Origin of the sequence: Burkholderia sp. 572 (assembly GCF_040545135.1) — a bacterium.
Lineage (GTDB): Bacteria > Pseudomonadota > Gammaproteobacteria > Burkholderiales > Burkholderiaceae > Burkholderia > Burkholderia cepacia.
Genome location: NZ_JBEPLH010000011.1, coordinates 271,157 through 285,666, shown reverse-complemented (window position 1 = coordinate 285,666; position 14,510 = coordinate 271,157). Strand labels below are relative to the sequence as shown.

10 protein-coding genes and 1 pseudogene are annotated in these 14,510 nt (G+C 61.8%); 6 read left to right on the top strand and 5 right to left on the bottom strand.

Going from position 1 to position 14,510, the window contains the following annotated elements; all coding sequences use genetic code 11:
• Positions 1-105: 105 nt before the first annotated feature.
• From ABIC51_RS22520 to ABIC51_RS22505, 4 genes are all read left to right on the top strand, one after another.
• A complete protein-coding gene (locus ABIC51_RS22520) occupies positions 106-2,610 on the top strand; it encodes a type VI secretion system Vgr family protein (RefSeq protein WP_354006640.1) in 2,505 nt (834 codons plus the stop codon).
• Between the two features lie 66 nt (positions 2,611-2,676).
• Positions 2,677-5,553 carry a DUF8812 domain-containing protein gene (locus ABIC51_RS22515; RefSeq protein WP_175852980.1) on the top strand — a complete coding sequence of 959 codons (2,877 nt, stop codon included), beginning with the start codon at positions 2,677-2,679 and terminating at the stop codon, positions 5,551-5,553.
• Entirely contained in the window at positions 5,546-6,406 is an 861-nt protein-coding gene (locus ABIC51_RS22510) for a lysozyme inhibitor LprI family protein (protein WP_175852978.1), read from the top strand. Before ABIC51_RS22515 ends, ABIC51_RS22510 begins: the two co-directional genes overlap by 8 nt.
• 22 nt (positions 6,407-6,428) lie before the next feature.
• On the top strand, positions 6,429-6,680 hold the full coding sequence (locus ABIC51_RS22505) for a PAAR domain-containing protein (protein WP_146253938.1): 252 nt from the start codon (positions 6,429-6,431) through the stop codon (positions 6,678-6,680).
• A 186-nt stretch (positions 6,681-6,866) separates the two neighbouring features.
• Here ABIC51_RS22505 and ABIC51_RS22500 read toward each other — a convergent pair.
• The 3 genes and pseudogenes from ABIC51_RS22500 to ABIC51_RS22490 all read right to left on the bottom strand — a co-directional run bounded on the left by ABIC51_RS22500 (position 6,867) and on the right by ABIC51_RS22490 (position 10,190).
• A pseudogene (locus ABIC51_RS22500) lies at positions 6,867-7,409 on the bottom strand (cysteine hydrolase family protein).
• Between the two features lie 232 nt (positions 7,410-7,641).
• Entirely contained in the window at positions 7,642-8,961 is a 1,320-nt protein-coding gene (locus tag ABIC51_RS22495) for an MFS transporter (protein ID WP_059697395.1), read from the bottom strand.
• A gap of 44 nt (positions 8,962-9,005) precedes the next feature.
• Positions 9,006-10,190: a M20 aminoacylase family protein gene (locus ABIC51_RS22490; protein ID WP_124672240.1), complete on the bottom strand. Its 1,185-nt coding sequence runs from the start codon at positions 10,188-10,190 to the stop codon at positions 9,006-9,008.
• Between the two features lie 182 nt (positions 10,191-10,372).
• Here ABIC51_RS22490 and ABIC51_RS22485 point away from each other — a divergent pair, with 182 nt between their 5' ends.
• Positions 10,373-11,275, top strand: a complete 903-nt coding sequence (locus ABIC51_RS22485) for a LysR substrate-binding domain-containing protein (protein ID WP_027791844.1) — start codon at positions 10,373-10,375, stop codon at positions 11,273-11,275.
• Between the two features lie 209 nt (positions 11,276-11,484).
• Positions 11,485-11,805 (top strand): pyrimidine/purine nucleoside phosphorylase, encoded by a 321-nt coding sequence (gene ppnP / locus ABIC51_RS22480; protein WP_175852974.1) that lies wholly within the window; start codon positions 11,485-11,487, stop codon positions 11,803-11,805.
• An 84-nt stretch (positions 11,806-11,889) separates the two neighbouring features.
• Here ppnP and ABIC51_RS22475 read toward each other — a convergent pair whose 3' ends face one another.
• The gene (locus ABIC51_RS22475) at positions 11,890-12,225 is read right to left on the bottom strand and encodes a hypothetical protein (RefSeq protein WP_021162025.1); all 336 of its coding nucleotides are present in this window, start codon (positions 12,223-12,225) and stop codon (positions 11,890-11,892) included.
• A 480-nt stretch (positions 12,226-12,705) separates the two neighbouring features.
• A complete protein-coding gene (locus tag ABIC51_RS22470) occupies positions 12,706-14,493 on the bottom strand; it encodes a chloride channel protein (RefSeq protein WP_175852972.1) in 1,788 nt (595 codons plus the stop codon).
• Between the last annotated feature and the right edge of the window lie 17 nt (positions 14,494-14,510).

Below are 14,510 nucleotides of genomic sequence, written 5' to 3'. Positions count from 1 at the left end.
AGTGTCCGGGAAATTCTGGGCCTTTTCCTATTTCGATGAGATACCAATCTGCCGCCCGGCGCTTTCCGGCGGCCGTTTTTGTTACTACACGGACGGGGTAGCTTGATGGTTTCCGATCTCCTGAACAAGGCACTGCGCACGCAATACGCGCAACAAGGACGAATTGTCCGCCTCGATACGCCCCTTGGCGAAGACTGGTTGGTCCCGCTTTATGTCCGGGGGCGCGCGTGCCTTGGGAGAGACTTCGAATTCACGATCGACGCAACGTCGACGCGGCTCGAAGCGATTCCGGCGAAGGCGTTAATCCGGCAATCCGTGACGCTGTGGATTCGGCAAACGGACGGCAGCGAAATGCCGATTCACGGTTATGTGACTGCGTTCAGTCGCTTGGGCGGGGACGGAGCCAATACGTACTACCAACTCCGCTTCAATTCGTTCCTCGCGCTGCTGCGCCTAGGCAGTGACCGGCGCGACTGGATCGAGACCCCTGCGCAACAAACCGTGTCCGATGTGCTCGGGAAGTATCCGCAGGCGGCCGGTAACTTTACTTGGCAACTGCGTCAATCGTTGCGCTCGTATTCTCAGCGGATGCAATGGGAATCCGACTGGAATTACGTCCACCGTACCTTTGAAGAACTCGGCCTTTTTCCGCGTTTCGATATAGCGCAGGACGGCAAGTCGCACAAGGTCGTCATCATGGACGATCTTTTCTCGGTTCCCGAGTTGAAGCACAAGACCATTTTGTTTAGCCGCTCGGTGCAGAACGAAGAATTCGATGGTCTTAGCGAGTGGATCGACTCGCAAGAAATTCAGTCGGCCGAACTCGACACGGGCACGTTCGACTACAAGCGTCCGGATCTTTCGAAGCACGTCACGATGCCCGCGTTCGATCTTGACGATGTACCGGGGGTGGGCGAGCAGTACGAATACACGGGATCGCATACGTGGTCCGATCGCGACATGGGCGAGACTCAAGCGAACTTTATTGCTGAAGAGTGGCGCTCGCGTGCGCAGCGTTTCTATGGGGTAGGGGCACTGCGTTGCGCATGGCCTGGTCGCTATGGCGTGCTGACCGGGCACCCTGTGCACGATACGCAGTCGGAACAGGATCGCGAGATGGCGATTCTTTCCGTGAACTGGCTCATCCAGAATAACGTGCTGGGTCTTGAAAACCTGATGCGTTTTCGCAAGAGCGTGCGCGCAGAGGTCGAGCAAGCGCGTGCGAACGGTGCAGGCTCGGCAGTGCGCCATGACGACGGCGGTGTCGGATTCTTCCACGTCGAAATCGAAGCGCAACGGCGTCGCGTCGCGTTTCGCAGCCCGTTCGAACACAAGAAGCCCGTCATGCAGCTTCAGACGGGCATCATCGGCGGGCCGGAGAACGAAGAAATCTATACGGATGCGATGCTGCGAGCGAAGGTTCGGCTGACGTCCAATCGACTCAATGACGGCGACCAGAACGTGTCGGCGTGGATACGTGCGGCGATGCCCGACGCCGGCCACAAGCGCGGCGGCATGTTTCCGCTGCGCAAGAACGACGAAGTTTTGATCGGCTTCATCAACGGTGATTGCGATCGCCCCGTGATCCTGTCCAGAATGCACGGCGGCGACAGTATGCCGGAATGGCACACGCACGGCCTGACTTCGGGCTTGCGGTCGCGCGAATACGGCGGCGAAGGCTACAACCAGCTGATGATGGACGACGCAAGCGGGCAGAACCGCGTGCACTTGTACTCGACGAGTTATAGCTCACATTTGCATCTGGGCTATCTGATCCAGCACTCGGGCAACACTCGCGGTGCGTTCATCGGGCAGGGTTTTGACCTCAAGTCATTGGGCTATGGTGCGGTGCGGGCCGAACAAGGGCTCTATGTTTCGACGCAACCCGCCGCGACCCAACCGCTGAGTGTGACGGCTGCGTCCGAACAGCTTACCCGTGCCGAAGCGATGTTGGCGACGACATCGAAGGCAAGCCAGACGAATCGGGCGCAGAGTCAGCAAGATGGCCACGATGCACTCAAAACTTTCACGGACGCAACGCAGCACCCGGTGGCTGGCACAACCAAGGGCGGCCGCACGGCAGGCGGCGGCACGGGCAATGCCAACGGCTTCGCGAAGCCAATCATGCTGCTGTCGAGTCCGGAAGGCATTGCCGCGTCGACGCAAGGGTCTGCACATATCACGGCAAACAAGCAAACCAACATGGTTGCCGGGGAAGACATCAACCTTGCAGCCGGTCGGGCGTTGCTCGCCAGTGTGTTGGAGCAAATCAGCCTGTTTGCGGAAAAACTCGGTGTCAAGATCTACGCGGCGAGCGGCCCGATAGACCTTCAGGCCCAGAACGATTCGATGAGTTTGGCCGCCTCGCAAGATGTGAAGATTACGGCGGGCAAGAAGATGTATCTGTCGGCCGAAGAAATCTGGATCGGCGCGAACGGTTCGTATATCAAATTGACGGCGAACATGATCGAGAACGCAACGTCGGGCCAGATTGTAGAAAAGTGCGCGAATTGGGAGAAAGCGGGAGCGGCAAGCGGCATGCTGAAGAACCCGCTGCATTCGTCGCCGGTATCGGCCGACGGCGGTCGTTTCACAGTGTTCTCCGGTTAAACCGCGCGGCGGGACCGTTCCAATACAAGAAATCCTGAAACCGAATCCGAGTCCGAGTCGGGAATCATGAGCAAGACAACGCCTAAAAAGAAGCACCATCCACCGGCCGCCCCAAAACCGGCCCCCAAACCTGCCGAACCGGCGGATACACCACTGAGCTGGGCCTACCCCTTTACGCCGGTAGGCAAGGACGACGCGGCCGACCCGATGACCTATTTCAGGGCGCTGGCCAAGTGCGAAAACGGCTTTTATCCACTCGGTGTCAGCGGCATGTGGCACGGTGGCGTGCATTTTGCCGACGGCAGCGCGGAAATGCTGAAGCAGGACAGCGGCGTGCGTGCGATTGCAGACGGCAAAATCGTGGCGTACCGGTTGAACACGAAATACGAGGAAACGACGTACCCGAACAACGTTGGTCTGGCGCACTACTCGACCGGCTTTGTACTGATCCGCCACGAACTGAAATTACCGCCGAAACCGGCCCCGAAAGAACCAGCGAAACCGGCTCCGGCATCGGCCCCTGCATCGGCTCCCGCGCCTGCATCGACTAACACCGCGCCCCCGACACCCGCACCAGCCGATAAGCCGTCATCCAACAGCAAAGACAAATCCCTCGTGTTCTTCAGCCTGTACATGCACACGATGGATTGGGCCAGCTATCAGAAGGCGATTGAACAGGCGAAATCGAACCCGAAGCCTGACCCGGCGCTTCCAGTGCCGATGTCGTATTGGGAAGGCGATCGCTACTATCGAGTGGGCAGCAAGGCGAAGGACAAGCAAACCGTTCCGAAGCCGAAAGCGCCTGCGCAGCCGCCTGCGACGGGAAGCGATGGGGCCGACGATCTGCCAATTAACAACACCAATCAGGACGCACCGCTGCCTGCGGATAGCGATCAAGATGCCGCCCCGCCGGCTCCCGAGACAGGATTGCACATTCGAGAATTGCCGAACGGCAAGAGCAAGATTATCGGGATATTACCGTCCGGGGCCGAAATCATTGCAGGCGAAGGCGATCCTGCGCATCCGGACTGGATCAAGATCAAGTCCATTAAATCGGGCACGGTTTTGTCTGCAGAAGTGGGTAAACCGGTTTCCCCTCAAGCACAGTGGAGCTACGTGTTCAAAGGGGAACTTGACGCCGTTGTCGATCCGAAACCGCTTGATGCGGTCGTGATCTTGAAGGAGCCGCAGCGCGTCAAAGCAGGCGAAGTCGTCGCGCATGTCGGCCAGTATCAATGGCCGATGAAAGCCAGTCCGATACCGCCGAAGCCGAACTATCCCCTGTTGCATCTCGAAGTGTTCGCGGGGCCAGACCTGAAGGACTTCATCGATCAAAGCCGTGCGCGTGCGAAAGAACTGAACGAGAAAAACAAACCGCTGCTGGAAATCGAGCCGGGGGCCAAGCTGGTGCGGGAAGTGCCCGCGCCGGATCAGAAACTGACCCAAGCCGGATTGAAGCTTGTGCCGATGGGTGATGCGAAGGGTTCGCGTTGGATCAAGGTGCAGCCCAAGAGCGTGACCAATGTGCCCGCGAAAGGCAAGCAGAAGGCCAAGCAAACGTTCGCGGACGTTGGCAAACCGATGTGGGTCGAAAGCAGTCTGGCGAACACGATCAGCACGGCGAATGTCGCGGGATGGCAGAACTTTCCGCTGGACGTTTCCAAGGCAAGCGGGCCGGGAGCGGATTTCCGGGACGTGTTGCGTCGTCCCGAACTTGACAAGCTCGGCGAGGGTAATGTTGCGGTCGATGACAAGGGCCATCATTGGTGGAACATCACGATTGGTTCGAAAGACGGCTCCGACCTGACTGGCTGGGTGTGCGATACCGATCACCCACGCGCACAGCTTCGTAGTCCTTGGGAGTGGCCGGGTTTCGAATTGGTCGACAACGGCAGCGTCAGTCCTGCCGACATGTTCAAACGCCATATCCATACGACCGAACAATATCTGGCGGACGAGGAAGGTACCGAGTTTATGGGGACGGCAGCGAAGGTCAACGCTGGTGAACTCATCTCGAAACTTGAAAAGGCGATCGACACGAACCAAGACGGGAAGGTAACGGCGCAGGAACTGAAGCACGCACTGGAAACGCGTTGGATGGCAGAAGCGGTTTCGCACCTTGTGGTGCGCAATGAAACCGAATGGGGTGGCGGTCTGGGCAAGTGGGAAGAGCTCAACCCGCTTATGCAGAAGCAGACCGAGATGTGGAAGACGGAGCTTGATCGGCTCGCGAAGCTTCAGTGGTGGGAGGAAATCAAGGATGTAGATGGTTTCCCCACGGACCTTTCACCTTGGCACCTCCATCCGATTGGGTTGATCGGGAATTTCACGGCGAAAGAGGCGACCATTGGTCAGTCACTTTCTGACGATGGGTTATGGTTTATATTTTCACACGAGGCGCAAGCTGGCACGACCAACCGATTGCATTGGCCCGGCGGAGCAAGCGGTGTCACGTTGGGGGCTGGATATGATATGAAGGGGCGTAGCGAGGCAGGGATTATTGCAGATATGAAAGCTATTGGCCTATCAGACGAGACCGCAGCAGGTATCGCGAAGGCCGCGGGAAAAGAGGATTCTGACGCCAATGATTTCGCGAAAAATAATCGAAATTTAGTCGATCTTACCCATGAGCAAGAGGTCGGGTTGCTGCGTCATACCGTCAAGCCATATGAGAAAATGGTCAGAAATTCAATAAAAATAAAACTCTCTCAGAATCAATTTGATGCGCTTGTTAGCTTTGCTTACAACCCCGCCGCACGCTGGGATAGCGTGACGAATTTAATTAACACTGGGAAAGTTGATGCTGCCATGAGCAAGATCAAAGAAGGTGTTAAATCAAAGGGAACGGTGCTTCCTGGTCTCGTGCACAGGCGAGATGATGAAGTGAATTTGTATCAAGAGGGACGGTATGAGATGAATGGTGTACCGATTAATCATGAATGATCGATTTTGTAAGTCCCTAGGGGGTGGAATGTCGATAAGATTGCAAGAAATTTTTAAATTGCTGGGGGTTGGATTATTTATTTTTCTCCAATCGTTACAGGCAACCGCTGTCGAATGGAATCCAGTCATTGAAGGCCAATGGGAAGTAGAGTCAGTACACTTGAACGCTGATGCGGAATGGACTCCAAGCTATGGATGGAATGATCCAAGGCTAGTGGGAAGGCTATTCGTTTTTAAAGAAAATAAGATCTGGACTGACGCCCCTGAAAGCCTACCTTGCACCGAGATCAATATCCAGACATCACAAACCAGATTGCGTGATCTGATTTCGTCGAGCATGTCTGGATTTGGAAATCCGGCAACGAATGCTACCGAAAAAAATTACAAAATTGATATCCTCGGATCAACGAAGGTTGATGTTATTAGGATATTTTGTGGAGCTCAACCTTGGCAAGGCAGTTTGGGGGCATCAGATAAAATAAGTGGTGCATGGATAATTTCACCTGGTCCCGGGCGGCTTCTGCTGCGATGGTATGGGGAAACAATTCTCACTCTAAAACGGGTTCGTGAAAACGCGAAGCCAAATCCATCTTTCAACTGCGACAAGGCAAAGAGAGAGGTGGAGATGGAGATATGTGGCTCATATGAGCTTTCATCGTTTGATAAAAGTATTGCCACATCGTTTTCTCAATTAATCAAGCAAAGAAAATCGGCCGGAGATGCGGTCGGCGACGCAATTCGCGAGCAAAGAGAATGGCTTTCGAAACGAGATTTATGCGGCAAAGATGCCGCATGCATTCTGGATGCAATGAAGGCGCAGCTTATAAAGCTTGACGACATGAGCCGAAATTAGCGGGAACTATCTGGATCAATTTATGATGAACTTGATTCGCGTCGGCGACGACACGGACCACGACGGCAAAGTCGAAACGGGCTCATTGACCATGAAATTCGATGGCCGCTACGCCGCGCGTAAAGGCGACCGTGTGTCGTGTTCGCAGCATCCCGACGTGTCACCGAACATCATCGAGGAAGGAGACGAATCGATGAAGGACAGCGGCATTCCGATTGCGCGACACGGTCATCGAGCGACATGCGGCTGTCACTTGATTTCGAGCCTCATGTAACGCTACAACAGCGGCGCGAGGCCCGGCGCATCGGGCACCGCACGATCGGAGAGCCGTCGTTCTTCGACAGAACGACGAGCTGCGTAAAGCTGTTGGCGGGCGCTTAGCGCGATAGATATAGGTCGAGCTGAAGGATCAGCGGGCCCATGATGCCTTCGCGCATCGCAATCTGACCGGCGTCGTGCATCAGAACCCGCACGCCTCAGTCGTCGTCAACGTCGCGAACGGCCCGCCAAGCGTCGCATTGTGATGCGCGACGATCCGCTCGGCCGGCAGTTCGGGCGTATCCATGCAGGTGTGCGCATCGGTCACGAGCACCGCGCGAAAACCGAGATCGCCGGCCGCGCGACACGTCGTATCGACGCAGTACTGCGTCTTCATTCCAGCAATCACGATCTCGCCGATGCCGGCCGCATGCAGCTATGCGGCGAGCGGCGTGCCGGTGAAGCAGCTCGACTGCGTCTTGGCGAACACGGTATCGCGTGCGGCATCGATTGCGAGTTCAGGCAGCAGTGCGGTCAGTGGCGAGTCGGGCGCGATCGGCGAGCCGGCGGGGCCGGTGTGCCGCACCGCGAATACCGGTGCACCGGCTTCATGCGCGCGGCCGATCAACCGGTTGATGTTCGCGAGCACACGTTCGCCGTCGTACGGCCGCTCGGGGCCGTGATACAGGCCGACCTGCATGTCGACGACGAGCAGGGAGCGTTTCGGGGAAGAGACTTCGGGCATGGCGTTTCTCCTGAGTGACCGATACGGACGGAGAAACGACAAGACCCCGTCCGGAACCGGCGGGGCCTGTGAGGAATCGTGGCGCTACGACCTTGCGCGCACTCGCCGCACGAGCCCGCCGAAGGCGGTCGTGCGTGTCGTGGTCGAGGAGGTGGTCGTGGTGTGGCGCATGGAGCGATCATGCCCGATACGCACGCACTGCGTCAATCGCGCATCCGGCATCGCCCACCGGTCAGTCGAGTGCCTTTCCGGCTTTTTCGTCCATGCAGCGGATGGCGAGCAGCGTGAACGCACCGCAACCAATCGCATACCACGCCGGCGCATTCGGATTCCCGGTTGCCGCGATCAGCCACGTGACGAAAAACTGCGCGAAGCCGCCGAAGATCGCGACGCCCACGCTGTACACGAGTGCGCCGCCCGTCGCACGTACCGCACGCGGGAACAGCTCGCCGAGCATCGCACCCGTCGCGCCGATGTTGATCGCGTGCACGATCGACAGCGCGGCGATGATCGACAGCAGCGATGCGGCGCCCGGCCAGCGGTTCAGCGCGATGAACGCCGGGTAGATCGCGGCCATCAGCGCGATGCGCGTCCACCAGACGATCCGGTTGCGCCCGTACACGTCGGACAGGTGGCCGCCGATCGGCGTCACGAGCATCAGGATCGCGCCCGCGACGCAGCCGGCCGTCATCGACAGCCAGGTCGGCAGATGCAACACCTGCACGCCGTAGATCGCCATGTAGAACACGATGATGTAGTGGATCGACGTGCCGCCGATCGTTACGCCGAGGCCCGCGAATACGGCCTTGCCGTGATGGCGCAGCACGTCGGCGAGCGGCAGCGATGCGACCGGCTCGTCGTGCGTGGCGGCGGGCGCGGCGGCCGGCACTTCCTCGACGGTGCGGCGCAGCCAGTAGCCGAGCGGCACGAACAGCGTGCCGATGATGAACGGGACGCGCCAGCCCCAGCTTTCGAGCTGCGCGGCATTGAGCGTCGACGTCAGCGCGACGCCGGTCAGCGCACCGGCGAGCGCGGCGAGTCCCTGGCTCGAGAACTGGAACGATGCGTAGAAGCCGCGGCGGTGCTGCGGCGCCTGTTCGAGCAGCAGCGTGGTCGACGCGCCGACTTCGCCGCCCGACGCGAACCCTTGCAGCAGGCGCGCGAGCACGAGCAGCAGCGGGGCGGCGAGGCCGATCTGCGCGAAGGTCGGCGCGACGGCGATTGTCGCGGTGCCGAGCGCCATCAGCAGCAGCGTGAGGATCATCGCCTTCTTGCGGCCGGCGCGGTCGGCATACATGCCGATCACGAGCCCGCCGAGCGGGCGCGTGACGAAGCCGACACCGAAGCTCGCGACCGCGAGCATCAATTGCCCGAACGACGAATGCACGGGAAAGAACAGCTTGCCGATCAGGATCGCGAAGAAGCTGTAGACCGTGAAGTCGTAGAACTCGAGCGCGTTGCCGACGGCGGCGGCCGCGATCAGCCGGCGTTTCTTCGCGGCGGCGCGAGCATCGACCGGCGTGCCGGCGAGCGAAAGGGCGGACGTTTCCATGTGGGGTTCCCCCGGTTGGCGCGAAACGATGGGATGAAGGGCCGTCAGGCCGCGAGCCAGGCTTCGGCGATGCGAACCCAGTAGCTCGCGCCGATCGCGAGAATGTCGTCGTTGAAGTCGTAGCCGGGGTTGTGCACCATGCAGCCGCCCTTGCTGCCGATCCCGTTGCCGATGAATGCGTAGCAGCCGGGGCGCGCTTCGAGCATGAACGCGAAATCCTCGCTGCCCATCAGCGGCGCGGCGTCGGTTTCGACACGCTCGGCGCCGAGCATCTGGCGCGCGATGTCGGCCGCGAATGCAGTCGGCTCCGCGTGATTGACGAGCACCGGGTAGCCGTAGTCGTAGTCGACTTCCGCCGTGACGCCGAAGCTCTCCGCCTGGCCTTTCGCGAGCCCTTCGATGCGGCGCGCGAGCAGTGCGCGCACGTCGGCGTTCAGTGCGCGCACCGACAGCTTCATCACGACGGTTTCGGGAATGATGTTGAAGGTCTCGCCGGCCTGCACGCTGCCGACCGTGATCACGGCCGCATGCTGCGCATCGACCTCGCGCGCGACGATCGTCTGCAGCGCGACCATGATGCTGCCCGCGGCCGACATCGGATCGCGCGCGAAATGCGGCATCGCGCCGTGGCCGCCGACACCGCGCAGCGTGATCGTCACACGGTCGGCTGACGCCATCGCGGCGCCGGTGCGGAAGGCCATGTCGCCGGCCGCGCGGCCCGGCATGTTGTGGATCGCGAAGATCGCGTCGCACGGGAAACGGTCGAACAGGCCGTCGTCCATCATCGCCTTCGCGCCGCCGAAGTTTTCCTCGGCCGGCTGGAAGATCAGGTTCAGCGTGCCGGAGAACTGGCGCGTTGCCGCGAGGTGGCGCGCCGCGCACAGCAGCATCGCGGTGTGGCCGTCGTGGCCGCACGCATGCATCTTGTTCGCATGGCGGCTCGCGTACGGCAGGCCGGTGGCTTCCGCGAGCGGCAGTGCATCCATGTCGGCACGCAGCCCGACCGTGCGTGTGCCTTGCCCTTCGCGCAGCACGCCGACCACGCCCGTCTTGCCGATGCCGCGATGCACGTCGTAACCCCAGCCGGCGAGCAGCTCGGCGACGAGGTCGCTCGTGAGCGTTTCCTCGAATGCGAGTTCGGGGTGAGCGTGGATGCGGCGGCGCACCTCGACCAGCTCGGGCGCGATCGCGGCGATACCGGGGATGACGGGGTTCACGGCTTGCAGCATGGTCTCTCCTGTGGGGCGGCTGGGGCGTTTGACGCACATATGACGAGCAAGCATATAAATTTCTTTTGCGTACCAGAAGCTGATAAATTGCTTTGGTGCTCACCACCGGTTGCCGCTCGGGAATACCCTGAGCCGGTGTGTGCCGTGCAGCACAGGGTTTCCACGGATCACGCGTCGCCGCCATGAAATACCATCAGCTGAAAGCGTTCGTCACCGTCGCGGAAGAGGGGAGCATTCGCGCGGCCGCGCGGCGCCTGAACGTGTCGCCGGCGGCACTGACGAAGGCGGTCAAGGAGCTGGAGATCGCGCTCGGCGTGTCGCTCGTCGTACGCACCGCGCGCGGTGTTCAGCTCACCGCGTTCGGCCAGCAGTTGCAGGTGCGCGCGCGGCTGATCGTCGCCGAAATGCAGCGCGCCCGCGACGACATCGAGCAGGCGCAAGGGGCGATGACGGGCTCCGTCGCGGCGGCGGTCACGCCGGCCGCCGCGGTGACGATCCTGCCCGATGCGTTTCGCGCGTTCCGGCGGCGTTTTCCGGTGGCGCGCGTCAGTATCGTCGAAGGGTTTCCGGGCGTCGCGCTGCCGCGGCTGCACGACGGCTCGCTCGATTTCGCGGTGGCCGTCGTCGTGCCCGAACTGTTGGCCGCCGAGTTCGATCACGCCGAACTGTATTCGAGCCGTTCGCTGATCGTCGCGCGCAAGGGGCATCCGCTCGCATCGGCCACGTCGCTCGCCGATCTCGTCGAAGCCGACTGGCTGATGAATCCGTCGCCCGAAAGTTCGACGCAGGTGCTGTTCAATTCATTCGTCGCCTACGGGTTGCCGGTGCCGGCGCGCGTCGTCGAATGCCCGAGCTTCGGGCTCGCGCGCAGCCTGATGATGGGCTGCGACCTGATTGCCTCGATGCCCGAGCAGCTGCTGCAGGGCGAGTGGGCGCGCGACCAGTTCGCGGTCCTGCCGATCCGCGAGCGGTTGCCGGCCGTCTCGGTGCAGGTCATCACGCGTCGCGACAGCCCGCTGACGCCGGCAGCGGCCATGCTGCTCGATTGCCTGCGCGATTCCGCGAGGCGCAAGGGGCTGCTGTGAACCTGCGCCCGCGGGCAGCGACCGTCGTTGCGTCGTTATCCTGACGATCGGGCGTGCGGCGTTGCCGTCGCCCGGCGGGCACGTGGCTTGCGCAGCGGCCACGTCATTGCGGCGTCTGCCGCGCGAGCCGGTATCATAGCGGCCGGCCCGCCGCTCCGGCCGGCCTCCAACCACATCGCCATCCGGCATCCAGCAATCAGAGGCATTTCATGACCAGTGCAACCCAATTCGACAACGTATCGGTCGTCAAGCGCGCGAACGTCTATTTCGACGGCAAGTGCGTGTCGCATACCGTGCTCTTCCCGGACGGCACGCGCAAGACGCTCGGCGTGATCCTGCCGTGCGCGCTCAACTTCGGCACCGATGCGCCCGAATTGATGGAAGTGCAGGCCGGCAAGTGCCGCGTGAAGCTCGACGGCGGCAGCGAATGGCAGACCTACGGCGCCGGCGAATCGTTCTCGGTGCCGGGCAAGAGCCGTTTCGACATCGAAGTGCTCGAGACGCTCGATTACGTCTGCAGCTACCTGTAAGACGCGCGCAGTAAAAGAAAAGCCCCGCCGAAGCGGGGCTTGTCACAAGCGGATGGCGCAAGGCCATCCGGAGCGCCTGTTCTCTTACAGGCAGGCGTTGATGTCGCCGGCCGACGATGCGTCGCCGCCGCGGAAACCGACCCACGTCTTTGCATTCGCGGCGTTGGCCGGGCGCACGACGGCCGCGGCGCCGTTCGGCGGCTGCTGGCCCGGCGCATACACGGCCATGGCGAGGCCGTTCGCGAGTTCATACTGCGACGTCACTTGTTGCTGCGACTTGTCGGCCCAGGTCTTGGCGATGCATTGCGCGACCTGATCGGCGGGTTTCTGGCTTTGTCCCACGTTTTGGAGGGCAGAATCGGCTGCATGAGCAGAAAATGCCACGGTCAATGCGATGAGCGGTAAGTATTTCGCGTTCACGTTATCTCCCTCGAGTCGTGATTGATTGAGTGGGATGCGCAGCAGGACTGCGTGCAAGTGAGATCGCATCGAACAAGCACGGTTCCGGCTATTCCGAAACAAGTTGTTAACGCGCTTGCCAAATGGCGACTCCGATGCTGTGCACTTTGCTGCGGCACGGCATGCATCGTGTGCGGTTCGACGTCATGCGCGACGTGGTCCGCGCGCTGCCCGGTCGTGTGGTGAAGTGATGGTCGCGGCGAGCGGCATGCATGTGCATGCCGTGCCGCAACTCTTTATTTGATCGCGCAGTGGAATGGCTGATTGATGGCCCCGTCGCATGAGCACCATGATGACAAACTTTCGGCCGTCGAATTGTTAACCAACTTTAAACAGGGAAAGCGACGGAATGCGAGGCGGCACGCGACGGGCGTGCCGCGTCGTGCGCAGAGGTGACGCGAGCGGGGCGTGCGCGGCGAGGGTGCCGCGCGGCACGGTGGGTCAGCCGGCCTTGCGCGTGCCGATGTCGCGCAGGTTGGCCGGGACGATCGGGCGGAAGCGCTCGCGTTTCTGTTCGTCGTCGAAGTGCTGCAACGCGGGCTTGATGAGGTCGCTGCGCGATACGATGCCCGTGATGCGCATCGATTGCTCGTCGGCGACGACGGGCAGGCGCTCGAGCCCGAGCATCGCGAGTCGCGATGCGACGACGCGGCACGATTCGTGCGCTTGGGCAACCGCCGGCGCACGATTGGCGAACGCGTGCGAGATCGGCGTGTCGGGTGCAGCCTGTGCGCGCTGCGCATCGAGCGTCGCGCGATCGACGAGACCGAGCAGGCGCCCGTTCTGCACGACCGGGTACGCACGGTGCGTCTGCTTCGCGCCGAAGTACCGCGATTCGACGGCATCGAGTGTCGACGCGCCGTCGATCGCGACGAGCAGGTCGGCGGACGTCATCACTTCGCCGATGTCGTGCCGCTCGAGCGGATCGACGCCGTATTCGCGATAGATGTGATAGCCGCGGCGTGCGATCTTTTCCGTCATGATCGAGCGTTTCATCACGATGGTTGCGAAGCCGTGCGCGACGAGCGTCGCCGCGAGCAGCGGCAGTAGCGCGTTCGCGTCATGCGTGAGGCCGAACGCGAACACGATCGCGGTGAGCGGGGCGCCGAGCGTTGCGCCGAGGGTCGCGGCCATGCACACGAGCGGCCACAGTGTCTGGTCGCCGCCCGGCAGCATCGGCGACAGCACCGTGCCGAGGCCGGCGCCGAGCATCAGCAGCGGAGCGAGCACGCCGCCCGACGTGCCCGAGCCGAGCGCGATCACCCACATCACGGCTTTCACGAGCAGCAGCGCGAGCGCGATCTTCAAGGCGATGTGCTGGTGCAGCAGGTCGCCGATCACGTCGTAGCCGACGCCGAGCGCGCGCGGCTCGAGCCAGCCGCCGATGCCGATCACGATCGCGCCGAGCGCGGGCCACCACATCCAGTGCACCGGCAGCTTCGCGAAGGTGTCCTCGACGCGGTACAGCGCGGCCGACAGCCCGCATGCGAGCAAGCCCGACAGCAGGCCCGCGACGATGCACGACAGCAGCGCGACGGGCGTCGGCGCGGCCGTCGTCAGCGGAAACAGCGGATCGACGCCGAAGAACACGGCGCGGGCGAAACCCGCCACCGCGCATGCCAGTGCGACCGGCAGGAAACTGCGCGGACGCCATTCGAACAGCAGCAGTTCGACCGCGAGCAGCACGGCGGCGACCGGCGTGCCGAACACGGCCGTCATGCCGGCGGCCGCACCGGCGACGAGCAGCGTCTTGCGCTCGGCGGCAGTGACGTGCACGCACTGCGCGATCAGCGAGCCGAGCGCGCCGCCCGTCATGATGATCGGGCCTTCGGCGCCGAACGGGCCGCCGCTGCCGATCACGACGCCGGACGACAGCGGCTTGAGGATCGCGACCTTCGGCGACATGCGGCTCTTGCCGAACAGGATCGCCTCGATCGCTTCCGGAATGCCGTGGCCGCGGATCTTTTCCGAACCGAAGCGCGCCATCAACCCCACGATCAGCCCGCCGATCACCGGCACCACGATCACCCACGCGCCCAGCGTGTTGTTCGCGGGCGAGCGGTCGACGAACGAGAACTGCTGGAAGAAGAACAGGTTCGTGAACAGATGGATCAGGCTCAACAGCACGAACGCGGCAAGCGTGCCGAGCAGGCCGATCCCGGCGGCAAGCAACGCGATCCCGGGCAGGCGTTCGTTGGTCGAGAAATCGCGTTTGTGTGGTGCGTTCATCGGCGTGGAAAAGGCAT